The organism is Arthrobacter sp. NicSoilB11, assembly GCF_019977375.1.
Taxonomy (GTDB): Bacteria; Actinomycetota; Actinomycetes; order Actinomycetales; family Micrococcaceae; genus Arthrobacter.
The window spans coordinates 2,595,888-2,618,241 of record NZ_AP024657.1; the positions used below are offsets into that span (position 1 = coordinate 2,595,888).

21 protein-coding genes are annotated in these 22,354 nt (G+C 67.2%); 6 read left to right on the forward strand and 15 right to left on the reverse strand.

The window, feature by feature from the left end; genetic code table 11:
• Positions 1–215 precede the first annotated feature (215 nt).
• Genes LDO14_RS12070 through LDO14_RS12080 form a run of 3 tightly spaced genes read left to right on the forward strand, consistent with a single transcriptional unit; the run spans position 216 to position 4,914 of the window.
• A complete protein-coding gene (locus LDO14_RS12070; RefSeq protein WP_186447746.1) occupies positions 216–1,238 on the forward strand; it encodes a 3-oxoacyl-ACP synthase III in 1,023 nt (340 codons plus the stop codon).
• Complete coding sequence (locus tag LDO14_RS12075; RefSeq protein WP_223991948.1) at positions 1,232–3,946, forward strand: alpha/beta fold hydrolase; 2,715 nt, start codon at positions 1,232–1,234, stop codon at positions 3,944–3,946. Before LDO14_RS12070 ends, LDO14_RS12075 begins: the two co-directional genes overlap by 7 nt.
• Entirely contained in the window at positions 3,943–4,914 is a 972-nt protein-coding gene (locus LDO14_RS12080) for an NAD-dependent epimerase/dehydratase family protein (RefSeq protein ID WP_056388168.1), read from the forward strand. The genes LDO14_RS12075 and LDO14_RS12080 overlap by 4 nt, the downstream gene beginning before the upstream one ends.
• A 24-nt stretch (positions 4,915–4,938) precedes the next feature.
• Here the strand turns inward: LDO14_RS12080 and mutM are convergent, their stop codons facing one another.
• The 5 genes from mutM to coaD all read right to left on the reverse strand — a co-directional run bounded on the left by mutM (position 4,939) and on the right by coaD (position 8,050).
• Positions 4,939–5,907 (reverse strand): bifunctional DNA-formamidopyrimidine glycosylase/DNA-(apurinic or apyrimidinic site) lyase, encoded by a 969-nt coding sequence (gene mutM / locus LDO14_RS12085; protein ID WP_144599841.1) that lies wholly within the window; start codon positions 5,905–5,907, stop codon positions 4,939–4,941.
• Between the two features lie 6 nt (positions 5,908–5,913).
• Positions 5,914–6,642, reverse strand: a complete 729-nt coding sequence (rnc, locus tag LDO14_RS12090; protein ID WP_056387882.1) for a ribonuclease III — start codon at positions 6,640–6,642, stop codon at positions 5,914–5,916.
• Between the two features lie 20 nt (positions 6,643–6,662).
• Positions 6,663–6,866, reverse strand: coding sequence for a 50S ribosomal protein L32 (gene rpmF / locus LDO14_RS12095; RefSeq protein ID WP_009356569.1), 204 nt, complete (start codon positions 6,864–6,866; stop codon positions 6,663–6,665).
• Between the two features lie 36 nt (positions 6,867–6,902).
• The gene (locus tag LDO14_RS12100; RefSeq protein ID WP_082581631.1) at positions 6,903–7,427 is read right to left on the reverse strand and encodes a YceD family protein; all 525 of its coding nucleotides are present in this window, start codon (positions 7,425–7,427) and stop codon (positions 6,903–6,905) included.
• Between the two features lie 122 nt (positions 7,428–7,549).
• Complete coding sequence (gene coaD / locus LDO14_RS12105) at positions 7,550–8,050, reverse strand: pantetheine-phosphate adenylyltransferase (RefSeq protein WP_142072404.1); 501 nt, start codon at positions 8,048–8,050, stop codon at positions 7,550–7,552.
• A gap of 43 nt (positions 8,051–8,093) precedes the next feature.
• Here coaD and LDO14_RS12110 point away from each other — a divergent pair, with 43 nt between their 5' ends.
• Together LDO14_RS12110 and LDO14_RS12115 are read left to right on the forward strand one after the other, a co-directional pair.
• On the forward strand, positions 8,094–9,323 hold the full coding sequence (locus LDO14_RS12110; RefSeq protein WP_223991949.1) for an aminotransferase class I/II-fold pyridoxal phosphate-dependent enzyme: 1,230 nt from the start codon (positions 8,094–8,096) through the stop codon (positions 9,321–9,323).
• On the forward strand, positions 9,323–10,111 hold the full coding sequence (locus LDO14_RS12115; protein WP_223991950.1) for a fused MFS/spermidine synthase: 789 nt from the start codon (positions 9,323–9,325) through the stop codon (positions 10,109–10,111). The genes LDO14_RS12110 and LDO14_RS12115 overlap by 1 nt, the downstream gene beginning before the upstream one ends.
• Positions 10,112–10,124: 13 nt before the next feature.
• On the opposite strand, the gene rsmD is transcribed toward LDO14_RS12115, so the two are convergent.
• The 4 genes from rsmD to thiL are packed head-to-tail and all read right to left on the reverse strand — an operon-like array spanning position 10,125 to position 15,112.
• Positions 10,125–10,754, reverse strand: coding sequence for a 16S rRNA (guanine(966)-N(2))-methyltransferase RsmD (gene rsmD / locus LDO14_RS12120; RefSeq protein WP_056388174.1), 630 nt, complete (start codon positions 10,752–10,754; stop codon positions 10,125–10,127).
• Between the two features lie 42 nt (positions 10,755–10,796).
• The gene (locus tag LDO14_RS12125) at positions 10,797–13,067 is read right to left on the reverse strand and encodes an ATP-dependent DNA helicase RecG (RefSeq protein ID WP_223991951.1); all 2,271 of its coding nucleotides are present in this window, start codon (positions 13,065–13,067) and stop codon (positions 10,797–10,799) included.
• On the reverse strand, positions 13,057–14,043 hold the full coding sequence (locus LDO14_RS12130) for a DAK2 domain-containing protein (protein ID WP_223995209.1): 987 nt from the start codon (positions 14,041–14,043) through the stop codon (positions 13,057–13,059). The genes LDO14_RS12125 and LDO14_RS12130 overlap by 11 nt, the downstream gene beginning before the upstream one ends.
• Before the next feature lie 22 nt (positions 14,044–14,065).
• Positions 14,066–15,112, reverse strand: a complete 1,047-nt coding sequence (gene thiL, locus LDO14_RS12135) for a thiamine-phosphate kinase (RefSeq protein ID WP_223991952.1) — start codon at positions 15,110–15,112, stop codon at positions 14,066–14,068.
• Between the two features lie 69 nt (positions 15,113–15,181).
• Here thiL and LDO14_RS12140 point away from each other — a divergent pair, with 69 nt between their 5' ends.
• Complete coding sequence (locus LDO14_RS12140) at positions 15,182–15,685, forward strand: DUF3515 domain-containing protein (RefSeq protein WP_018768313.1); 504 nt, start codon at positions 15,182–15,184, stop codon at positions 15,683–15,685.
• Positions 15,686–15,727: 42 nt separating this feature from the next.
• On the opposite strand, the gene LDO14_RS12145 is transcribed toward LDO14_RS12140, so the two are convergent.
• The 6 genes from LDO14_RS12145 to leuC form a co-directional block, all read right to left on the reverse strand.
• Positions 15,728–16,876, reverse strand: coding sequence for a D-alanine--D-alanine ligase family protein (locus LDO14_RS12145; RefSeq protein ID WP_056387895.1), 1,149 nt, complete (start codon positions 16,874–16,876; stop codon positions 15,728–15,730).
• Between the two features lie 2 nt (positions 16,877–16,878).
• Positions 16,879–17,928 carry an NAD(P)H-dependent glycerol-3-phosphate dehydrogenase gene (locus LDO14_RS12150; RefSeq protein ID WP_223991953.1) on the reverse strand — a complete coding sequence of 350 codons (1,050 nt, stop codon included), beginning with the start codon at positions 17,926–17,928 and terminating at the stop codon, positions 16,879–16,881.
• Complete coding sequence (locus LDO14_RS12155; RefSeq protein ID WP_223991955.1) at positions 17,925–18,692, reverse strand: lysophospholipid acyltransferase family protein; 768 nt, start codon at positions 18,690–18,692, stop codon at positions 17,925–17,927. Before LDO14_RS12155 ends, LDO14_RS12150 begins: the two co-directional genes overlap by 4 nt.
• A 9-nt stretch (positions 18,693–18,701) precedes the next feature.
• Positions 18,702–20,027 (reverse strand): UDP-N-acetylglucosamine 1-carboxyvinyltransferase, encoded by a 1,326-nt coding sequence (gene murA / locus LDO14_RS12160; RefSeq protein ID WP_026265620.1) that lies wholly within the window; start codon positions 20,025–20,027, stop codon positions 18,702–18,704.
• A gap of 159 nt (positions 20,028–20,186) precedes the next feature.
• Entirely contained in the window at positions 20,187–20,789 is a 603-nt protein-coding gene (gene leuD, locus LDO14_RS12165; protein ID WP_018768318.1) for a 3-isopropylmalate dehydratase small subunit, read from the reverse strand.
• A 10-nt stretch (positions 20,790–20,799) separates the two neighbouring features.
• Positions 20,800–22,254: a 3-isopropylmalate dehydratase large subunit gene (leuC, locus tag LDO14_RS12170; RefSeq protein WP_223991956.1), complete on the reverse strand. Its 1,455-nt coding sequence runs from the start codon at positions 22,252–22,254 to the stop codon at positions 20,800–20,802.
• Between the last annotated feature and the right edge of the window lie 100 nt (positions 22,255–22,354).

The following is a 22,354-nucleotide window of genomic DNA, read 5'->3' on the forward strand; positions in this document are numbered from 1 at the left end:
CTGGAGCGGATAGGACAGTTTTGCTGGAACCGGCTCACTACAATCTACTGCGCAGGACCGACAATTCCCGGCAGCAGCACCCGGAAGCCGGGGCCGGCGCCACGGCCGGATATGCCGGTTCCGGCCCGGCAAAGGCATAGTTAAGCTCTTGAGCCTGCGTTTATGTGGGTACAGTCACCGCATGAATGCGCGACGGAAACGAAGAGGGGCTTGAATTGGCAGGTAATGCAACCTTCCGCCACAGCAACACCGCGCTGCTCTCGGTGAGCAGCGTCGAGGCTCCAAGGATCGTAAGCTCCACGGACTTCGACCGCCACCTGGCGCACACCCTGAAGCGGCTGAAGTTTCCACCCCGGCTGCTTGAGCGCGTTGCGGGCATTACGCACCGCCGCTGGTGGGCCCCCGGAACATCGTTCGACGACGCCGCGGTGGAAGCCGGAGCCAAGGCCCTGGCCGAGGCAGGCATCGAAGCCTCCGACGTCGGACTGCTGATCAACACCTCGGTCACGCGCCGCAACCTCGAACCGTCCGTGGCGGTGAAGATCCACCACGGCCTGAGCCTGCCGTCGTCGGCCATGAACTTCGACCTCGCCAACGCATGCCTCGGGTTCGTGAACGCCCTGACCCTGGCAGCGAACATGATCGATTCGGGGCAGATCAGGTACGCCGTCATCGTCAATGGCGAGGACGCCCAGCTGACGCAGGAGGCCACCCTCGCCCGGCTCCAGCGGCCGGAAACCACCCGCGACGACTTCAACCGCGAGTTCGCCACGCTGACGTTGGGATCCGGGGCCGCAGCGGCTGTCCTGGGACCGGCCGATGAGCACCCCGGGGCCCACCGCGTGGTGGGCGGCGTGATGCGTGCCGGCACCGAGCACCATGAATTGTGCGTGGGCGGCATCGACGGCATGAGCACGGACACGAAAGGACTGCTCGACGGCGGCCTCCAGCTGGTCGTGGACGCGTGGCATGAAGCGCAGCCCGAGTGGGACTGGGCGGCCATGGACCGCTACGTCACGCACCAGGTCAGCAACGCCTATACACAGGCCATCATTGACGCCATTGACCTCGACCCCGACAAGGTGCCCATCACGTTCCCGCACTGGGGCAATGTTGGGCCCGCCTCGCTGCCCATGACGCTTGCGGCCGAGTCGCAGTCCCTGGATACCGGGGACCGCGTCCTGTGCATGGGCGTGGGTTCCGGCCTGAACACCGCAATGCTGGAAATCGTTTGGTGATCGCGGACTGGCCGGGCGTGGCCGCCGGGTGGTCGCGCCAGATTGATGTCCCTTCCACAGCCGGCGTCGACGCGCCGGGCACGGTGCGCCGCTGGCACCTGCTGGACAACGGCGCAGAACTCGCCGGCCGTGGCCTGGTTCCCGCCGGGACCCTGCTGTGCGTGCACGGCAACCCCACCTGGTCCTACCTGTGGCGGAGCCTGCTGGCCGCCGGATGCGACCCCGCGCATCCGTGGCGGGTGGTGGCGGTTGACCAGCTGGACATGGGATTCTCCGAACGCACGGGCACCTTCCGCCGGCTGGCAGACAGGATCCAGGACCTGAACGACCTGACGGACGCGGTGGCCTTGGAGGGACCGGTCGTCTCGGTGGGGCATGACTGGGGCGGAGTGGTCAGCCTGGGCTGGGCGCTGGCCCACCAGCACCAGTTGGCCGGCGTGGTACTGACCAACACGGCCGTTCACCAGCCTGCAGGCTCGTCCATTCCCCCGGCCTTGCGCCTTGCCCTGCACCCTGCCGTGCACACATGGGGAACCACCACATCCGACTCCTTCCTGCGGGTGACGCATTCGCTGGCGCACCCGCCGCTGCCCGCGGATGTCCGGAAGGCGTATATGGCCCCCTACCGCGGAGCCGAGCGGCGGGCCGGGGTGGGAAACTTTGTTGCCGACATTCCCGTGGACGCCTGGCATCCCAGCTTTTCTGCGCTCAGCGGCGTGGCGGAAGGCCTCCGGAACCTGAAGGTCCCTGCCCTGATGCTGTGGGGTCCGCGCGACCCGATCTTTTCCGACCGCTACCTCAAGGACCTCATCACCCGCCTCCCGCATGCTGACGTGCACCGCTACGAGGGCGCAGGACACCTGCTCGTGGAGGACCGCGACATCGCCCCGGCGGTTTTCGACTGGCTGGCTGGGCGCGTCAGCGGCGGCGGCAACGGTTCGCCCGCGGTGGGGAACGCCGCTTCCCAGCCACCGGCCCGCGCAGGTTTCCAGCCACTGTGGACGCTCCTCGCCGAACAGGCGGCAGGACCCGCCGGAGGTAAGCCGGCCGTCGTCGAAATGGCTGCGGACGGCACCGTGGCCCGTTCCCTCACGTGGCAGCAGCTGGACTCTGACGTCCACCGCCTGGCCACCGGCCTGCACCTGGCAGGCGTAAGGCCGGGCAGCCGGGTGAGCCTCATGGTCCCGCCCGGGGTGGACCTGACCGTGGCCCTGTATGCCTGCCTGCGGCTGGGAGCCGTAGTGGTGGTGGCCGATGCCGGACTCGGAACGAAGGGACTGAACCGGGCGGTCAAGGGGGCTACTCCCGACTTCCTGATCGGCATCGACAGGGCGCTGGCAGCTGCCCGCGCCCTGGGATGGGCGGCCAGGCGCATCAGCGTACGCGACCTCCCGGCCGCCCGCCGCCGGATTCTCGGAGTGGAAACCTCCCTGGCCGCACTAACAACGGCGGGTAGGGTGCGCTCCGCCGGGCCTGGCGACGGCAACGGCAACGGCAACGGCAACGGCAACGGCAACGGCACATACTGGCCGGACCCGGACTCCCCCGCCGCCGTGCTCTTCACCTCCGGCTCCACCGGTCCGGCCAAGGGCGTGCTGTACACGCACCGGCAACTCGCCGCGATGCGGGACACCGTGGCCGAAACCTTCGGGATCCATCCGGGCCAGCGGCTGGTGGCGGGTTTCGCGCCCTTCGCCCTGCTCGGACCGGCACTGGGAACCGTGTCCGTGACGCCGGCGATGGATGTCACCGCGCCACGAACCCTGACCGCGCGGGCCCTCGCGGACGCCGCAGCGGCCATCGACGCCACCGTGGTCTTCGCCTCGCCGGCTGCCCTGCGCAACGTCGTCGCCACCAGCGGCGGACTCAGTGCGGAGGGCACCGCAGCGCTGAAACGGGTTGAACTGCTGCTCTCCGCAGGCGCCCCCGTTCCCGAACCGCTCCTTGCGGAGATGCAGCGGCTCCTGCCGGGTGCCTCCCTGCACACGCCCTACGGAATGACGGAAGCGCTCCCCGTCACCGACATCAGCCTCGAACAAATCAGGGCCGCGGCTTTCGACGCCGGATCCGGAACAAAGCCCGGCGCCGGCAACGGTGTCTGCGTGGGCCGGCCCGTCCACGGCGCCCGGGTGGCCGTCATCCCCCTGGCGGCAGACGGCACAGCCCCCGGTTCAACTCCTGTCACGGACGCGGGAATCACAGGAGAAATCCTGGTCAGTGCGCCGCACGTCAAGGATATGTACGACCGGCTCTGGCTGACCCAGGAAGCCAGCACCGGCGTGGCCGGATGGCACCGCACCGGCGACGTCGGCCACTTCGACTCCGACGGCCGGTTGTGGGTGGAAGGCCGGCTTGCGCACGTCGTCACCGCGCCCGGTTCGGTGGTGACACCGGTCGGCGCCGAACAGGCCATCGAACGCGTGGCCGGAATCCGGATGGCCGCGATTGTTGGCGTGGGGCCGGCGGGGACGCAGGCCGTCACCGCCGTGGTCGAGACGGTCCCGCCCGTCCGGAAAGCCGGGCCTGCCGGTCCGGAACTGGCTGGAAAGGTCCGGGAAGCCGCGCGCACGGCGGGCATTTCCGTGGCCGCCGTGCTGGTGGTCCCCGCGCAGCCTACCGATATCCGCCACAACGCAAAGATCGACCGGACGCGCCTGTCCCGGTGGGCTGCCTCCGTCCTGGCCGGCGGACGCGCGGGGACGCCATGAAAGTCCTCGTTACCGGTGCAAGCGGACTCCTGGGCCGCGGAGTCGCCGGACAACTGGTGCACCGGGGCCATGACGTCACCACCTTCCAGCGGCGTCCCTCAGGGGTCGACGGCGCCACGGACCACCGCGGATCCCTCACCGATGACGCCGCGGTCAGCGATGCCGTCCGGGGTGCCGAGGCAGTCATCCACCTGGCGGCCAAGGTCTCCTTCACCGGCCGTGCCGCACAGTTCGACGAAGTAAACGTCCACGGCACCCGGCGGCTGCTCCTCGCCGCCCGCGCGGCCGGCGTGCGGAACCTAATCTTCGTGTCCTCGCCGTCAGTGGCCAATTCCGGCGCCGCCATTGCGGGCCTGGGGGCAGAGCCCGCGGACCCGGAGCATGCCCACGGGGACTACTCCCGCACCAAGGCCCAGGCGGAACTGCTGGCCCTTGCCGCGGACGCCCCGGACTTCCGCGTTGCTGCCGTTCGGCCGCACGTGGTCTGGGGACCCGGGGACACGCAGCTGGTGGAACGGGTGCTGGCGCGGGCTGCCCGGCACCGGCTGCCGCTGCTGGATGCGGGCGCCGCCCTGATCGATACCACGTACGTGGACAACGCCGCGTCGGCGATTGTTGCCGCGCTGGAGCGCATCAGCCACATCCATGGCAGGGCGCTGGTTGTCAGCAACGGGGAGCCACGGCCGGTGGGCGAACTGATTGCCGGCATCTGCGCCGCCGGTGGCGTGCCTGCCCCGTCGTGGTCCGTCCCGGGGCGGTTTGCCAGGGCGGCGGGGTCCGTAGTGGAAAAACTGTGGCTGAGGCTTGGAATGCAGGACGAACCGCCCATGACGAAATTCCTCGCTGAGCAGCTGTCCACCGCCCACTGGTTCGACCAGCGCGAAACCCGGGAACTCCTCGACTGGACTCCGGCCGTCCCGATCGACGAAGGCCTGGCGCGGCTGGCAGCACACTATGGCACCCGCTGAGCCCATCGCCTGGGCGGCCCGGTGCTACCAGCGGCCGTTGCGTGGCCGCGGCTGGCACACGGGGCAGGTGTGGGACGAACGGTTCATGAACTGCTCGCGGCGGATGACCGCCTGGATTCCTGCGGCCGCGCACCTTTTGCACGGCTCACCCTGGCGGCCGTACGCGTTGAGGGACCGGTCGAAGTAGCCTGAGGCGCCGTTGACGTTGACGTACAGGGAATCGAAGCTGGTTCCTCCTGCGGCCAGGGCATCGAGCATGACCTCGCGGGCGCTGTCGAGGACACGCCGGGCGTCCCCCCGGCGCAGGGTATCGGTGGGCCGGGCGTAATGCAGCCGGGCCCGCCACAGCGCTTCGTCGGCATAGATGTTCCCGATACCGGAGACCAGGCCCTGGTCCAGCAGTGCCCGCTTCAGGCCGGTCCGGCGCTTCCGAAGCCGCTGGTAGAAGAGGTCGAAGGAGAACGAAGGGTCCAGTGGATCGCGCGCAATGTGCGCGGCTTCGGCGGCGATCAGGGGAAGGGGGGATTCCGCGAGGCCGCCCGGGCCGCCGTCGTCCGTGGGTACCAGTGCGGTGACAAAAAGGCCTCCGAAGATCCGCTGGTCCACGAACCGCAGCTGGTCCGGCATGCCGTCGCGGGGACTGAGCCGGAAACGGACCTTGAGGTGCCTTTCATCGGGAACGCCGGGGCCCTGCATCAGCAGCTGCCCGCTCATGCCCAGATGCGCCATGAGTGCCACCGCGGGAACGCGGGTGTCCTCCCCGGCGTTCGGCAGCGCAGCGGTGCCGTCCAGCAGCGGCATCCAGAGGAACTTGCCGCGCCGCACGACGTCGGCCACCGTGGCGCCTTCGAGGTTGCCGATGAAGTCCCCTGCCCCGAGGGCGTGGCGCCGGATGGAGCGGGGATCGATGACGTCCACGGCGCGGATGGTCCTGCCGCGGACCCAGTTCACCAGGCCGCGGCGCACCACTTCGACCTCTGGCAATTCAGGCACGGAGCGCTACTTGGCGGCTATGGAGCCTGCGGAGGTGCTGGGGTCAGCCTGGGCCCCGGCTCCGGAGAGCACCCGCCAGGCGTCTTCCGCTGCCTCCTGTTCGGCTTCCTTCTTGGAATGGCCGGAGCCCTTGCCGTAGGCCTTGCCGCCAATGTTCAGCACCGCCGTGAAGGTGCGGGCGTGGTCCGGGCCGGAGCCGTCCACTGCATAGTGGATGCTGCCCAGCTGCCGGCTGGCGGCGAGTTCCTGGATGCTGGTCTTCCAGTCGGTGCCGGCGCCCAGGACTGCGGCGTCCTTCAGCAGCGGACCGACCAGCCGCATGACCAGCTGGCGCGCGGTCTCGATGTCGTTGGAAACGTACGTTGCCCCGATCAGGGCCTCCATGGTGTCCGCGAGGATGGAGGCCTTGTTCTTGCCGTGGGTGAGCTTTTCGCCCTGCCCGAGGTAGATATACTCACCGATGCCAAGGCTGCGGCCGATCCCGGCGAGGGCCCGGGTACTGACGACGGCGGACCGGCGCTTGGCGAGTTCGCCTTCGGGCAGGTCCGGATTGTCCCGGTAGAGGGCATCGGTGACGGAGAATCCCAAAATGGAGTCGCCCAGGAACTCGAGCCGCTCGTTGGTGGGTATGCCGCCGTTCTCGTATGCGTACGAACGGTGGGTAAGCGCAAGACGAAGCGTCCCGGCGTCAATAGTGACACCGAGACGCTTCAGAAGCTCTTCAGTTGAAGACATCAGTCAGCCTGTTGGGCCGATTAGACGTCAGCGACCTTGCGGCCCTTGTACTCAAGGAACAGCGCGGTGCCGGCAGAGTCGGTAACGACCTTTGCCTGGTGCGGCAGGCTGTAGGTGACCTGGCCGTTCTCAACGGTCTTCACCAGGTGGGGGGCGGTCGCCTTCCACTGCGAGCGGCGGGCGCGGGTATTCGAGCGAGACATTTTCCGCTTGGGAACAGCCACGGCTAACTCATTTCTCTCTAGACAAACACGTACAAATCAATTTTGCCGGTCAGGCTTAGCCATATCAGCTAGGGCAGCCCAGCGAGGATCCAGGACCTCGTGGTGGTGCCCCGGCTCGTCTTCCAGGCGAGCTCCGCATTCGGAGCAAAGGCCCTGGCAGTCTTCCCGGCACACCGGCTGGAACGGCAGATTGGTGACAACCGCGTCCCGCAACACCGGTTCAAGATCGATTACATCGTGCTCGACTCGACGTTGCTCTTCATCATCTTCTCCATCCGAAAGCTGAATGCCCTCGTAGAAGAAAAGTTCTTGCACATTGACCTCAAGGTCATACGCAAGGGGATCCAGGCATCGGCCGCACTCGCCAGTAACTTCGGCAACCACGGTTCCTGATACCAGAATTCCTTCGTGTACGGCCTCCAGCCTCAGATCCAGCTCGACATCCGAGCCTTCCTGAACACCAATGAGCGCCACACCAAGATCACCCGGTGCGGGTACATGTTCCTTCAGTGTCCGCATGCTTCCCGGGCTGCGCCCGAGGTCCTTGACGTCGAACGCCAAGGGCGAACCAGCATCTCTGTTAATGAGAACTCCTGTTGAACATATGACCGACGTACCATCTTAGCCTGAAGAGCCGCAGCGACTCAAACCGGCACGAGGAAGCGCCGAAGTACCGATCCAGCCTACCGCTTTGGCTGCTGATCCGCCGAAGGCTCGCCGGAAACCATGCGGCGGTGCACCGAGCGGGGCACGTAGTCGGACACGCTGCCACCCAGGGACGACACCTCTTTGATCAGGGTGGAGGACAAATGGACGTAGCTGGCCTCTGCCGGGAGGAACACTGTCTCCACCCCGCTCAGCTGCCGGTTCATGGTGGCCATGGGCAACTCGTAGTCAAAGTCCGACGAGGACCGGAGCCCCTTGACGATGGCCGACACGCCCCGCTGGCGGCAGTACTCCGCCAGGAGCCCCTCGCCCACCGGTTCCACCACGATGCCCTTGAGCAGTGCCAGCGTTTCGCGCGCCATTTCCAGCCGCTCTTCCAGGCTGAACATGTACTTCTTGGCGTAGTTGGTGGAAATGGCCACGATGACCTCGTCGAAAAGACCGGCAGCCCGTGCGATGACTTCGAGATGGCCGTTGTGGATGGGGTCGAAGGATCCGGGGCACACAGCGCGTCTCATGCTCCGAACCTACCCCATGGAAAGGCCGGGATACCATGACTGGATGCATCCACCACGGGAACTTTCCACCCCCTTGGCACCTGCGCCCTGGCAGCGTACGGCGCTCGGTGCCAACCTCCTGGCGCCCGACGGCGGGCTGGGTGTCACCATCTTTGAAGAGATGACCACCCTGGCCGTCCAGACCGGGGCCATCAACCTGGGCCAGGGCTTCCCCGATGAGGACGGGCCTGCCGAAATCCGGGAGGCAGCCCGGGCAGCCATCGCAGCGGGGGCCAACCAGTACGCGCCCGGCAAGGGCCTGCCCGAACTCCGTGAGGCGGTGGCCGCACACCAGGAACGGTTTTACGGGCTTGCGCCGGACCCGGCAACCGAGGTCATCATCACCACCGGAGCCACCGAAGGCATCGCCGCGGCCCTCCTGGCCTTTGCCGGACCCGGCGACGAGGTCCTGACGTTCGAGCCTTTCTATGACTCCTACGGCGCGGTCATTGGGCTTTCCGGCGCCTCGCACGTCACGGTGCCGCTCGCTGCCCCGGACTTCATGCCGGACATGGCGGCCCTGGAGGCAGCGTTCAACGGGCGGACCCGCGTGGTACTGCTGAACAACCCGCACAATCCCACCGGCGCCGTTTTTCCGCCGGCCGTCCTGCAGCGCGTGGTGGAGCTCGCGGAGAAGCACGGCAGCATTGTCATCACGGATGAGGTGTATGAGCACCTCACCTTCGGCGTGGCCCATACCCCCGTTGCCACCCTTCCAGGGGCCGCCGCCCGCACCATCACCATTTCCTCTGCCGGAAAGACCTTTTCCCTGACCGGCTGGAAGATCGGCTGGCTGAGCGGGCCCGAAGAGTTGGTCTCCGCCGTCCGCACGGTCAAGCAATTCCTTACCTACAGCTCAGGCACTCCCTTCCAGGCCGCGATCGCCAAGGGGCTGGCCCTGCCGGACAGTTTCTACACGGGCATCGCCGCCGCCCTTGAGACGAAACGTGACATCCTCAGCGCCGGACTTCGGGCGGCGGGCTTTGACGTTTTCACACCACAGGGAACCTACTTCGTCAATGTGGATACGGCTCCGCTGGGCATCACCGATGCCCTGGACCTCGCCCGCCGCCTGCCGGCACTGGTGGGCGTCGCAGCCATTCCCGTTCCGGTCTTCTGCCATGCGGAAGGCGCGAAGCGGATGCGAAGCCTGCTCCGGTTCGCGTTCTGCAAAAAGACAGAAGTCCTGGAGGAGGCTGCGGCGCGGCTGTCCACCCTGCGCGGAAGGCTCTGATGTCCGGCGGCAGCGGCGTGCACGCCAGCCGCTTCCTGCGGACCACCGGCCGGCATGCCACCATCGAACCCGATGCGTTCACTGACGGGGGCTATGTACTGAGCATCGGCGGCTCCGAACAATCCCACGTCAACCTCGACCGGCCGGAGGACATCTTCTACGAATACCTCCGCAGGATCGGGCACCTGGTGGATCTGGCCGCCCCTCCCGGCGAGCCGATCAGCGCCCTCCACCTGGGGGCAGGGGCGCTGACGCTTGCGCGCTACATCCAGGCCACCCGCGCCGGCTCGGTCCAGTACGCGGTCGAGCTGGAACGTGAGCTGCTCGACTTTGTCCTTCGGCACCTTCCCATGCCCGACGGGACAGACCTGACCACCGTCATCGGCGACGCCCGCGAGGCGCTCGGTGCCCTCGATCCGGGACTCACGTTCGACGTCGTAATCCTGGACATCTTTTCCGGCCCGGAAGCGCCGGCCCACATCGCCACCAGCGGTTTCTACCGCGAAGCCAGGGAGCGTCTGCGCCCGGACGGCCTGCTGATCGTCAACGTGGGCGACGAGGCGGCCCTCACACTGGTCCGGAGCCAGGTGGCGGCGATGCGCGCGGCAATGGCGGATGTGGGTGCGTTTGCGGAAGCGGGCATGTTCGAGGGCAGGTATCCGGGCAACATCATCCTGGCAGGCACACAGGGCCCCTGGCCGGAATCGTGGACAGCTGAGCTGGCCGCCCGGGGCCCCCACCCTGGCCGTGTCCTGGCGGGAGTGGATCTGGACCCCTTCTCGGGCTGAGCGCCTTGGCGGGCTAGGTGCCCTGGGTGTCAGGTCCGGCAACATCGGCCAGGTCATCCGGAGCGATGGCGTCGGGCACGAACGGCTCGGCGAACCACAGCCGGGTTTCCCCGTACTTCTTTTCGGCGAACCTCGTCATCCCGTCCGGCCACTGCGGTTCCGGGGAGCGGGACGAGCGTTCCACCACTACAACGGCACCCGGGACCAGGTGCGCGGCGAGCTTCTGCAGCACCGCCGACAGTGCGGCTTCCTCCAACGGATACGGCGGATCCAGGAACACCAGGTCCCAGGCCGCGGATTCCGCGGCCCGGTCCAGGAAAGGTTCCACCCTGGAGCGGTGCACCGTGACGGCCTTTCGGCCCAGGACTCCGTTAATGAGGTCCGCGTTGCGCTGGCACACACCGCTGGCCTTGGCGTCGGATTCCACCAGGTCCACTGTCGCGGCTCCCCTGCTGGCGCTTTCCACCCCCAGGGAACCCGAACCCGCGTATAGATCAAGCACCCGCGCCCCGGAAATCACCTCGAAGGCGTCCAGGCGGGAGAACAGAGCTTCCTTCACCCGGTCTGTCGTAGGCCTGGTCAAGGACCCGGGAACCGCCGCCAACGGCGTTCCGCCACCAACGCCGGAGATAATCCTGGTCACCGTGCCCACCGCGATCCGCCGGCGCCCGCTCCGCTTTCTTTGCTAACCGCGTTCAAGGAACGCCTCCTTCTCAGGGTTGAGGTATTTCTCGATGGCGTCCGCGAGTTCCGGGTAGCCGGACAGCAACGGGTCGCCGCCTACGATCGCCTGGGCGTCCTCCCTGGCCCGGGCGATGACGTCTTCGTGTTCGAGCACCCGCAGCAGTTTCAATGTGGACCGTCCGCCGGACTGGGAAGCGCCCAGGATGTCGCCCTCGCGCCGCAGTTTGAGGTCTTCCTGGGAGAGCACAAAACCGTCGGTGGTGGCCGCCACGGCATCCAGCCGCCGCCGGCTTGGGTGGCCCGGTTCCAGGGCGGTGACCAGCAGGCAGGTTCCCGGCAGTCCGCCGCGGCCCACACGGCCGCGAAGCTGGTGCAACTGGGAGATGCCGAACCTGCCGGCGTCCAGGATGACCATCAGCGTGGCGTTGTGGACGTCCACCCCCACTTCGATCACGGTGGTGGAGACGAGCAGCTTGATGCGGTTGGCGGTAAACCCGGCCATGGTCTCGGTCTTCAGGTCGGGGTCCTGGCGTCCGTGCAGGGGAGCCAGCGGCACCCCTGCCAGCGAGGGCTCGCCCTGAAGATGGTCCACGACGGCGGTGACCGACGCGAGCTCCCGCGTCTCCTCTGTGTCCATGCCGGGAGGTGCCGCCTCCCCCGGGCTGAAGTCGCCGTCGTCGTCTGTTCCGATCTTGGGACAGACCACGTATACCTGGTGGCCGGCGTCGATCTCTTCCCGGGCACGTGCCCAGATCCGTGCCACCCAGCCGGGATTTTCCGCAAGGCCCACGAGGTGGGTGGTGATCGGGGCCCGGCCCTTTGGCAGTTCGTCGAGGGTGGAGGTCTCAAGGTCGCCAAACACGGTCATCGCTACGGTGCGGGGAATGGGCGTGGCGGTCATGACGAGCAGGTGCGGCGGTTTCCGGGCCTTCGCCCGCAGGGCATCGCGCTGTTCCACACCGAAGCGGTGCTGCTCGTCCACCACGATCAGGCCGAGGTCGTAGAAGGACACGTTGTCACTGAGGAGGGCGTGGGTGCCGATGATGATTCCTGCGGTCCCCGAGGCGGCGTCCAGCATGGCTTGTTTCCGTGCCGCAGTGGGCATGGACCCGGTCAGCAGCGTGACCTGAACGGACGGCCCGTTGCCCCCGGACGGCCCGCCGAGGAGTCCGTCGCTGGAGAGCACGCCCAGGGTGCGGCGGATGGAGTCGTAATGCTGGGCGGCGAGCACTTCGGTGGGCGCCAGGAGTGCGGCCTGGCCGCCGGCGTCGATCACCTGCAACATGGCCCGCAGCGCCACCACGGTTTTCCCTGAGCCCACTTCACCCTGCAGCAGCCGGTTCATGGGGGCTGCCTGCGCCAGCTCCGCGGCGAGGGTCTTGCCGACGGCGGCCTGGCCGGCCGTGAGCGTGAAGGGCAGGTTCTGGTCGAAGGCAGCAAGGAGACCGTCTGTGACAGGGCGCCGTGCGGTGGCTTCCTCGGCGGCGAGCTGGGCCCGGCGCCTGGCAAGCGCTGATTGCAGCACCAGGGCTTCCTGGTACCGGAACCGGTCCCGGGCGCGTTTCCAGTCGGCGGCAATTTCCGGCGCGTGGATGAGCCGGTACGCCTCCGCCACGGGCAGGAAGCCTTCCCTCGCGGCGACCGTGGGTGGAAGCGGATCCGGCAGCGCACCCAGGTCCACGGTTTCGAGCAGGGTGCCGATCACCTTCTGGATCCTCCAGCTGGGAAGCTTGGCTGTGGCGGGATACACGGGGATGGGCATCGCGGCGAGTTTCGCGGGGTCACCGGTGCCCTGCACGAAGGGGTCATCGTCCAGGAGCTGGAAGTCCGGGTTGGTGAGGCCCAGCTGGCCTTTGAAGCTGGTGACTTTTCCCGAGAACAGCGCCCGCCGTCCCTGCAGGAGCTCGGCTTTTGCCTTGTAGCCGTTGAAGAAGCTGATCTTGAGGGTCCCGGGCACTTTGCCGTGGTAGTCCCTGCCGCCCACCAGCCGGAGGCCCTGCTGCCCGTCGTCGTCGGAAACGATGACGTCCGTGATGGTCCCCCGCCGTGCCTGCATTGCCCGCGTGCTGCTGGACAGCACCCGGGCGATGAGGGTGACGTCCTCATTGAGCGGGAGCTCGCTGATGGGAGTCAGCTCACCGCGCATGAGGTAGCGGCGGGGAAAGTAATTGAGGAGGCCTTCGACAGTGGTGATGCCAAGGTGTTTTTCAATGACGGCCGCGGAGCGCTTTCCGATCCGGCGTTCCAGGGCGAGGTCCAGCTCAGCGTTCATGCCCGCCGGTGTTCACCTTTTCCGCATCCGGGTCCCGGGGAAGCGCCAACTCGCTGATGCTGATCTGGGACGGCTCCCCCAGCGACCTGATGATGTCCACGGCCGCGTCAGGTTCCGGAACGTGAACGTGGACCCGCCACCGGTAGTTGCCCTCGGGATCCGAGCCGTTGCCCACCTGGCTCATGATGACGGACTCGCCGATCTCGTCCAGCCGCTGCCGGAGGGTGGCGGCATTCAGGGGCGAAAGGTTGATGGTGCACATGACTTCCACGCCGTCGTCGTCCGGCATGGAAGTGTGGATGTGGGGATCGGAGACGTCGTAGCCGTGCAGGCCATCGAGGAGTTCGCTCTGCAGTTCCTCGCCCAGGACGGCGGAGCGGAGGCAGTCGAGGATCAGCAGCATGCCCACGCCGCCCGCGTCCACCACATGGGCGGACTGCAGGGCATCGAGCTGCTCCTCGGTGTGGATCACGGCGGCCAGCGCACCCTCCACCGCCGCGTCCAGGGCCAGGCCCAGCGCATGATTGCTGTCATCGCCGTCCTGGGCGGCGTCGACGGCGGCTGCCGCACGGGCTGCCGCTTCCATGACCGACAACATGGTTCCCGGAACTGGATCACTCAGTGCGGACCATGCGCGGATCTGGGCACGGTTCAGCGCTGCCGACAGGAGCGTGGAGGTCAACCGGGTATGGCTGGCAAGGGGTTCCGCGGCGGCGCAAAGAAACACGGAAAAAAGAGTTCCCGAGTTTCCCCTGGCTTCCTCCATGGCGGCCTGCCCGGCCGTGGCAAGGACTTCCCCGACGTCGACCGGGGCCGGCTGATCCTCGGCGAGCACCAGGGAGCGGGCGGCAGCGCGCACGGTGAGATAGAGGTTGGTGCCCGTGTCGCCGTCGGCCACCGGGAAGATGTTGATGGCGTTGAGCCGGTCGCTGTGGTTTCCCAGGGCAGTTTCAGCCTTGCCCAGCCACCTCTTCATCGCCAGCGCGTTGGCGGCAACCTTAGTGTGCAAAGTGATCCCATCCCCCGGTGTCCGCGGCCCGGCCCGCAATCAGGACGCCCGGGCCTTCGTCGGTACCGAGTGCATGTATCGAGCCTATCGCAGTGAATCCGGGTGGCAGCTGAACGCCCGCCGGGAATGTGGCCAGGAGCCCGTGGTCCTCTCCGCCGCCGAGCACCCATGCCGTGCCGTCCACACCCAGGCGGGCGGAGGCGGGGGCCAGGAGGCCCGCCAGTTGCGCCAGGCCGGCCGGATCGAGCGCGACGGCGACGTTGCTGGCAGCGGCCAGCCGCTTGCCGTCCCGCAGGAGTCCGTCCGAGATGTCCAGCATTGCCGTGGCACCCGCCGCCCCGGCTGCAGGCCCGGCATGCAGCGGCGGACGCGGCCGGCACTGCAGGTCCACGAAGGCGCGCTCGGCCGGGGTGAGGGTGTCCACGGCGATGTCCGATTCAAGCAGCGCCAGGCCTGCGGCGGCATGGCCTGCTGTTCCTGCCAGCGCCAGGATGTCCCCCGCCCGGGCGCCGGACCGCAGGACCGGCTGTCCGCCGTCGAGCGTCCCCAGCACCGCCACGGTTACCGAGATTTCGCGGCCCCGGCCCAGGTCCCCGCCGGCCACGGAGCAACGCGCGGCGCCAAGTTCACGGATTCCGGCTGTCAACCCGTCCGCCAGGTCCTCCACCCACCTCACGGGTGTGTCCACGGGGAGGGTGAGGCTGACCACCATGGATATTGCCTGTGCGCCCATGGCGTTGATGTCGCTGAGGTTTTGTGCCGCAGCCTTCCATCCGACGTCGAACCCGGTGGTGCGGTAGCCGTTGGGCCACAGGAGGCGGAAGTCCTGGTCCTGGACCTGGGTGTCGATGCTGATGACGGTTCTGCCGTCCGGGGCTGCGACAACGGCGGCGTCATCGCCGGGACCCAGCAACGTGCTGGCGGTGTGGCCCCCGGCCATCCGGAGGCGCGGAAAAATCCGGTCCAGCAGCTCGGCTTCGGAAAGGCCGGCGACGGTGGGCTGGCAGGCGACGCGGTTACGGAGGTCTTCAGGCACGCCACTACGCTACCGCGCCCGGCCGACATCGTGTCCGGGCGGGGACGACGGCGGCGATAGGCTGGGATCATGCACCATCCCCAGCTGCCCCTGTCCGCCCGTGCCGCCAGGATGGCGATGGTTGGGGGAATTGCCGCCCTTTCCTTGACCGCCTGCTCCCCCGCGGTGGACGTCACGCCCGCCAGGGACGCCGCCAATCCGCTGTGCGCACCGATGATGGTGGCCCTGCCGGACGCCATCGGCGATTCAAAGCTGCGGAAGACCAACAGCCAGGCCACCGCAGCCTGGGGCGACCCGTCGCTTGTCATCCTCCGCTGCGGCGTCAATGTGCCGGGCCCTACGACGGACCGCTGCGTGACCGTCAACGGCGTCGACTGGGTCATCAAGGAGGGCGACCCCGTGTGGACGCTGACCACCTACGGGCGGGAACCGGCCACGGAAATCCTGATGGACCCGGACAAAATCAGCTCCGCAACCGTACTCGCGGACCTGGCAGCAGCTGCCGAAAAGGTGCCGTCAGCACGGAACTGCGTGGGCCAGGAAGACCTGCAGAACCTGCCGAAGAGCCGGTAGGTCCAGGCGGGTGGGCCCACGCCGGGAGGGTTCCGGCGTGGATCAGCGAAGGCCGGTTTTGCGGTTCAGGGCCAGGTGGATGAGTTCGTCGATCAGGTCCGCGTAGCCCAGTCCGGACGCTGCCCACATCTGCGGGTACATGCTCTTGGGCGTGAAGCCGGGCATGGTGTTGATCTCGTTGATGATCAGTTCGCCCTCGGGGGTGTAGAAGAAATCCACGCGGCTCAGGCCCTCGGCGCCGACGGCGTCGAATGCGGCGGCCGCCAGCTCCCGGACCCGGGAGATCGCTTCCGCGGGGATGTCTGCGGGACAGCTCAGGGCTGCGGCATCATCCTCCACATACTTGGCGTTGAAGTCGTAGAACTCGTGCGTCCCCCCGGACACCGAGATTTCGCCCGGCATCGAGGTCCGGGGCGCATCGGTGCCCCTGCCTTCCAGGACAGCGCATTCGATTTCGCGGCCGACAATTCCGGCTTCAATGACCAGCTTGAGGTCGTGGCGGCGGGCCTCTTCGATCGCGGCGTCCAGGTCCTCAAGGGAATCAACCTTGGAGATGCCCATCGACGAGCCGGCACGGGCCGGCTTGACGAAGACGGGGAAACCGAGGCGGTCCACCTGCTTCCTGACGGATTCGGGATCCCGCTGCCACTGCCGGTCGGTCACAGCCACGTAGGGTCCCACGCGGAGTCCGGCGGCCTCGAAGACCACCTTCATGTAGTGCTTGTCCATGCCGACGGCCGATGCCAGGACTCCGGCGCCGACGTAGCGGGTGTCGGAAAGTTCAAGGAGCCCCTGGATGGTCCCGTCCTCGCCGAAGGGGCCGTGCAACAGCGGAAAGACCACGTCGACGGCGCCCAGTTCCTGCGGAACCTCATTGGGGGACGCCACGATCAGCTGGTGTTCCCCGCCGATCTCAGCAAGCGTGACGGTCTGCGGGGAAGGTACTACCTCGGGGAGTGATGATGCGGCAAGCGACCACTGGGTGGTTTCGGCCGGGGCAAGAACCCACTGGCCGGTTTTGGCAATCCCGATGGGGATGACGTCGTACTTGTCCTTGTTGATCGCGCCCAGCACGCCTGCTGCGGTGACGCAGCTCACGGCGTGCTCGCTGGAGCGGCCGCCGAAAAGCACGGCGACCCGCGGCTTCCGGCTGGTGGCAGTTTCCCCTGTGTTGGGTGTGTCTTGGGACATGGTCAGTAATCGCCTTCAGGTTTCAATTCCCGGGACAGCAGAACCGGCCCCAGTTGGTCAACGGACAGCTTGCCTGCCAGCACCGCGACGACGGCGGCAGTGATGGGCATGTCGACGCCGAGCTTGCCGGCGAGTTCATGGACGGCCTGGCCGGATTTGATGCCTTCGGCGGTCTGGGTCATCTTTCGGCCCACCTCCTCCAGGGTCAGGCCCTGGCCCAGCAGCCTCCCGGCCGTGTGGTTCCGGGACAGCGCGGACGAACAGGTTGCCACAAGGTCGCCCAGCCCGGCGAGCCCGGCCATGGTCTTGGCCTCGCCGCCCAGCGCCAAGGCGAGGCGGGACGTTTCCGCGAGTCCCCGGGTAATCACCGAGGCCTTGGTGTTGTCCCCCATCTGCTTGCCCTCACAGATGCCTACTGCCAGCGCAATCACGTTCTTGACGATGCCGCCGATTTCGACGCCGACCACATCGGCCGTGGTGTAGGGCCGGAAGTAGGGGGCGGTGCAGGTCCGGGCGAGCCAGCCTGCAGTGGCGGAGTCAGCGCATGCCACGACTGATGCCGTAGGCTCTTCCCGCGCAATTTCCATGGCGAGGTTGGGTCCCGAGACAACTGCGATGCGTTCCAGCGGCAGGTCCAGTTCCTGTGCGATGACCTCGCTCATCCGCGCGTCCGTGCCCAGCTCCAGCCCCTTCATCAGGGAGACCACAACAGCTCCGGGAGCGATCATGTCCTTCCATTCGCGCAGCTGCGGGCGCAGCGACTGGGCCGGAACCGCCAGCACCACCAGGTCGGCTTCCGCCAGGACTGCGCGGACGTCTGTGGACGCCGTGATGCTCTCCGGCAGGACGATGTCCTTGAGGTACTCACTGTTGCGGTGGCAGTTGTTGATCTCTTCGACCACCCCGGCGCGCCTGCCCCAAAGCCTGATGACGCGCGGCGTTCCGGCGGCAATCGCAGCGTCCGCGAGGATCTTCGCGAAGGTTGTCCCCCACGATCCCGCACCCAGGACGGCTACCGTGCCCGCCGCCCCCGGCTTCCCGTCAGCGGTCACGGAGCTTCCGTTCCTGGTTCGGGCTCGCCGCGGTCAACGAACCGTCCGTGCTTGGCCTGCGGCCGCTTGGCCGGGTCCCAGCGTTCGGCGGGAGGCTGCTCGCCGCGCAGGCCTGCCAGCAAAGTCGTGATCGCGTCCATGATCACTTCCGTCGCCTCCGTCAGGGTGGCCTTGTCCAGCGGGCGGCCGCGGAACGCACTCAGGTCCACCGGTTCGCCCACGACGACGCGTGAGTGCTTCCGGGGGAACACGTGGAACCGCTTGCCGTACCTGGGGAACACCTCGTGCGCGCCCCAGTGGGCAATGGGCACCACCGGAATATCGCCTTCGAGGGCCAGCCTTGCCGCGCCGGTATGCCCCTTCATCGGCCAAAGTCCGGGATCGCGTGTCAGCGTTCCCTCCGGGTAGATGATGATCGCCCCGCCCTCAGCCACAATCTCCTGGGCCACTTGCAGCGATCGGTTCGCTCCCGCCGTCGAGCGCTCCACCGGCACCTGCTTGGTGGCCCGCAGGAGCGCACCCAGGCCGGGAACCTTGAACAGCGCGGCCTTGGCCAGGAAGTGCGGGGCACGCTTCTGGTTGTAGAGCATGTGCCCCACAACAAGGGGGTCGATCTCCGTGCAGTGGTTGGGGGCTGCGATGAAGCCGCCGGCGGGAAGCTTTTCGGTGCCTTCCCACGTCTTGGACATCATCAGGTTCAGCAGCGGCCGGGCGATGCTGGCAATGAAAACAAATGTGGCCTTGCTTTTGGCCGATTCCTTCACGGTGCCGCGCTACTTCGTGGTGGTGATGTCGAAGTCGGCCCCAAGGCCGGCGAGCTTTTCCGTGAACCGCTCGTAGCCCCGGTTGATGATGTCGATGCCGGTGACCCGGGACGTTCCGGTGGCGGCCAGGGCGGCAATCAGGTGGCTGAACCCGCCGCGCAGGTCGGGGACATCAATGTCGGTTCCCTTGAGCTGGGTGGGTCCGGAAATCACCGCGGAGTGCAGGAAGTTGCGCTGGCCGAACCGGCACGGGACACTGCCCAGGCATTCCCGGTGCACCTGGATGCTGGCGCCCATGCGGATCAGGGCGTCGGTGAAGCCAAAACGGTTCTCATACACCGTCTCGTGCACGATCGATACGCCCTCGGCCTGGGTCAGCGCAACCACCAGGGGCTGCTGCCAGTCCGTCATGAAGCCGGGGTGGACATCCGTTTCAAGGACCAGCGGGTTCAGCTTTCCGCCCTTGTGGTAGAACCGGATGCCGTCCTCGCCGATGTCCATTCCGCCGCCCACCTTGCGGTAGGTGTTCAGGAACGTCATCATGTCGCGCTGGGATGCGCCTTCAACGAAGATGTCGCCGCGGGTCACCAGTGCGGCCGAAGCCCAGGACGCCGATTCGTTGCGGTCCGAGAGGGCACGGTGGTTGTAGCCGCCGAGGTCACGGACACCCTCGATGCGGATGGTCCGGTCCGTCTGCACGCTGATGATGGCGCCCATCTTCTGCAGCACGGCGATAAGGTCGATGATTTCCGGCTCGGTGGCGGCGCCGGACAGCTCCGTGATGCCTTCCGCGCGGGTGGCGCTCAGCAGGACCTGCTCGGTGGCGCCCACGGACGGGTACGGCAGCGAGATCTTGGCGCCGTGCAGGCCCTTGGGTGCAGAGATGTGGATGCCACCGGGGCGCTTCTCCACGACGGCACCGAACTGGCGCAGGACATCCAGGTGGTAGTCGATGGGACGGTCGCCGATCTTGCAGCCGCCCAGGTCGGGAATGAAGGCTTCGCCAATGGCATGGATCAGCGGTCCGCACAGCAGGATGGGGATGCGGGAGTCACCGGCATGGGCATCGATCGCGGTGCTCGGCGCCGTCTTTGCGGCCTTGGGATCGAGGGTGAGGTCACCGTTGACCGGGTCCTTCTCCACGGTCACCCCATGCAGCTGCAGCAGGGAGGTGACCACCTCCACGTCCTTGATCTCCGGCACGTTCCGCAACACCGAGGGTTCGTTGCCCAGCAACGCCGCCACCATTGCCTTGGGGACAAGATTCTTTGCCCCACGGACGCTGACGCGGCCTGTAAGCGGGACACCGCCGCGGATTGTCAGAACACTACTCATATACCGGTTTCCTCACGATCACTAGCCCCCAAAACCTTGCAAAGGCTCCAACCAAGCATAGGAGGTCGCGTTACCGAACCGAAATAAGGGGGTACCGGCGGCGGGGCGTGGCGCGGCCTTCGCCCGCTGCGCCACGCCGCCGGGATGGTGGCCCCGGGGCTAGGAAAGCTTCGCCGGCAGGGTCTTGGGCTTGAACGCCTGGCGGGTCGCCTCGTAGGCGGTGATGTCGGCTTCGTGCTGGAGGGTCAGCCCGATGTCGTCGAGGCCTTCCAGGAGCCGCCAGCGGGTGTAGTCGTCGATGTCGAACGGCGCCACGATGTTGCCGCAGACGACGGTCTTGGACTCGAGGTCCACGGTGACCTGGGTTCCCGGGGCGTTTTCGAGTTCCTTCCAGATGAGCTCGATGTCGTCCTGCGCAACCTGCGCGGCCAGAAGTCCCTGCTTGCCCGAGTTGCCGCGGAAGATGTCGGCGAACCGGGAGGACAGGACGGCTTTGAAACCGTAGTCCTTCAGCGCCCAGACCGCGTGTTCACGGGAGGAACCGGTGCCGAAATCGGGGCCTGCCACCAGGACCGATCCCGCGTTGTAGGGCTCCTGGTTCAGGATGAAGGAGGGGTCCTTGCGCCAGGCGGAGAAGAGCGCGTCCTCGAAGCCGGTCCGGGTGATCCGCTTGAGGTAGACCGCGGGGATGATCTGGTCGGTGTCGACGTTGCTCTGGCGCAGCGGGACGCCGATACCGGTGTGCTTGGTGAACTTTTCCATTTGTGCTGTCCTAGGCTGCGTCGATGCGGATGGCGGCGGGTTCGGGAGCCGGGTCAAGGTCCGATGGAGAGCTGAGCGTGCCCCGTACTGCCGTGGCTGCGGCCACCACCGGGGAGACCAGGTGGGTGCGGCCACCCTTGCCCTGCCGGCCTTCGAAGTTTCGGTTGGAGGTTGAGGCGCAACGCTCCCCCACCTCCAGCTGGTCCGGGTTCATGCCCAGGCACATGGAGCAGCCGGCAAAGCGCCACTCGGCACCGAAGTCCTTGAAGACCTTGTCCAGGCCCTCGGCCTCGGCTTCCAGCCGGACGCGGGCAGAGCCGGGGACCACCAGCATCCGGATGTTCGGATCCTTTTGCCGGCCGCGGATGATGTCGGCAGCGGCACGCAGGTCCTCCATCCGGGAGTTGGTGCAGGAGCCCAGGAAGACGGTGTCCACGCGGATGTCCTTCATGGGCGTGCCGGCTTCGAGTCCCATGTACTGCAGGGCGCGCTCGGCAGCGGCCTTGGCGTTTTCGTCACCGAAGTCCCCGGGTGACGGAACGGACTCGGACAGGGACACGCCCTGGCCGGGGTTGGTGCCCCAGGTGACGAACGGCTCCAGGGTGTTGGCGTCCAGGTCAACCTGCACGTCGAAGGTGGCGTCGTCGTCGGTACGCAGCGTATTCCAGTACTCCACGGCGGCGTCCCAGTCCTCGCCTTCCGGCGCGTGGGGGCGGCCCTTCATGTACTCGTAGGTGGTTTCGTCCGGGGCCACCATGCCGGCGCGGGCGCCGGCTTCGATGGACATGTTGCAGATGGTCATGCGCGCTTCCATGGACAGGGCGCGGATCGCCGACCCGCGGTATTCCAGGACGTAGCCCTGGCCGCCGCCGGTGCCGATCTTGGCGATCACGGCGAGGATGATGTCCTTGGCGGTGACGCCGGGACGCAGTGTGCCCTCGACGTTGATGGCCATGGTCTTGAACGGCTTCAGGGACAGGGTCTGGGTGGCCATGACGTGCTCCACCTCGGAGGTGCCGATGCCCATGGCCAGCGCACCGAAAGCGCCGTGGGTGGATGTATGCGAGTCGCCGCAGACCACCGTCATGCCGGGCTGGGTGAGGCCCAGCTGCGGGCCCACCACGTGCACGATGCCCTGCTCGGCATCGCCCAGGCTGTGCAGCCGGACGCCGAACTCCGCGCAGTTGTTGCGCAGGGTCTGGATCTGGGTGCGGCTGGTCAGGTCGGCAATCGGTTTGTCGATGTCCAGCGTGGGGGTGTTGTGGTCCTCGGTGGCAATGGTCAGGTCCGGCCGGCGCAGCTTGCGGCCGGCCAGCCGCAGGCCTTCGAACGCCTGCGGGGACGTGACTTCGTGGACCAGGTGAAGGTCGATGTACAGAAGGTCCGGCTGGGCGTTGGCACCATCGCCGTCACCTTTGCGCACCACATGTGCGTCCCAGACTTTCTCGGCCAATGTCTTTACCATGGCCATCTCCCTTCACTGCTGTTTGGCTGATTGATCCAACTGAATCAGGACGGCTCCGCGCTGCGCCAGCCGAAAGATTTGCATCTCAGATATTGAGACG

Excerpts from the sequence above, each read along its gene's own strand:
- LDO14_RS12115 (WP_223991950.1), top strand. The coding sequence starts at position 9,323 with ATGTCCGGCGGCAGCGGCGTGCACGCCAGCCGCTTCCTGCGGACCACC.
- murA (WP_026265620.1), bottom strand. The coding sequence starts at position 20,027 with ATGAGTAGTGTTCTGACAATCCGCGGCGGTGTCCCGCTTACAGGCCGC.
- LDO14_RS12125 (WP_223991951.1), bottom strand. The coding sequence starts at position 13,067 with ATGAACGCTGAGCTGGACCTCGCCCTGGAACGCCGGATCGGAAAGCGC.
- LDO14_RS12110 (WP_223991949.1), top strand. The coding sequence starts at position 8,094 with ATGCATCCACCACGGGAACTTTCCACCCCCTTGGCACCTGCGCCCTGG.
- leuC (WP_223991956.1), bottom strand. The coding sequence starts at position 22,254 with ATGGTAAAGACATTGGCCGAGAAAGTCTGGGACGCACATGTGGTGCGC.
- rnc (WP_056387882.1), bottom strand. The coding sequence starts at position 6,642 with ATGTCTTCAACTGAAGAGCTTCTGAAGCGTCTCGGTGTCACTATTGAC.
- LDO14_RS12140 (WP_018768313.1), top strand. The coding sequence starts at position 15,182 with ATGCACCATCCCCAGCTGCCCCTGTCCGCCCGTGCCGCCAGGATGGCG.
- leuD (WP_018768318.1), bottom strand. The coding sequence starts at position 20,789 with ATGGAAAAGTTCACCAAGCACACCGGTATCGGCGTCCCGCTGCGCCAG.
- LDO14_RS12145 (WP_056387895.1), bottom strand. The coding sequence starts at position 16,876 with ATGTCCCAAGACACACCCAACACAGGGGAAACTGCCACCAGCCGGAAG.
- LDO14_RS12080 (WP_056388168.1), top strand. The coding sequence starts at position 3,943 with ATGAAAGTCCTCGTTACCGGTGCAAGCGGACTCCTGGGCCGCGGAGTC.
- coaD (WP_142072404.1), bottom strand. The coding sequence starts at position 8,050 with ATGAGACGCGCTGTGTGCCCCGGATCCTTCGACCCCATCCACAACGGC.
- LDO14_RS12130 (WP_223995209.1), bottom strand. The coding sequence starts at position 14,043 with ATGAAGAGGTGGCTGGGCAAGGCTGAAACTGCCCTGGGAAACCACAGC.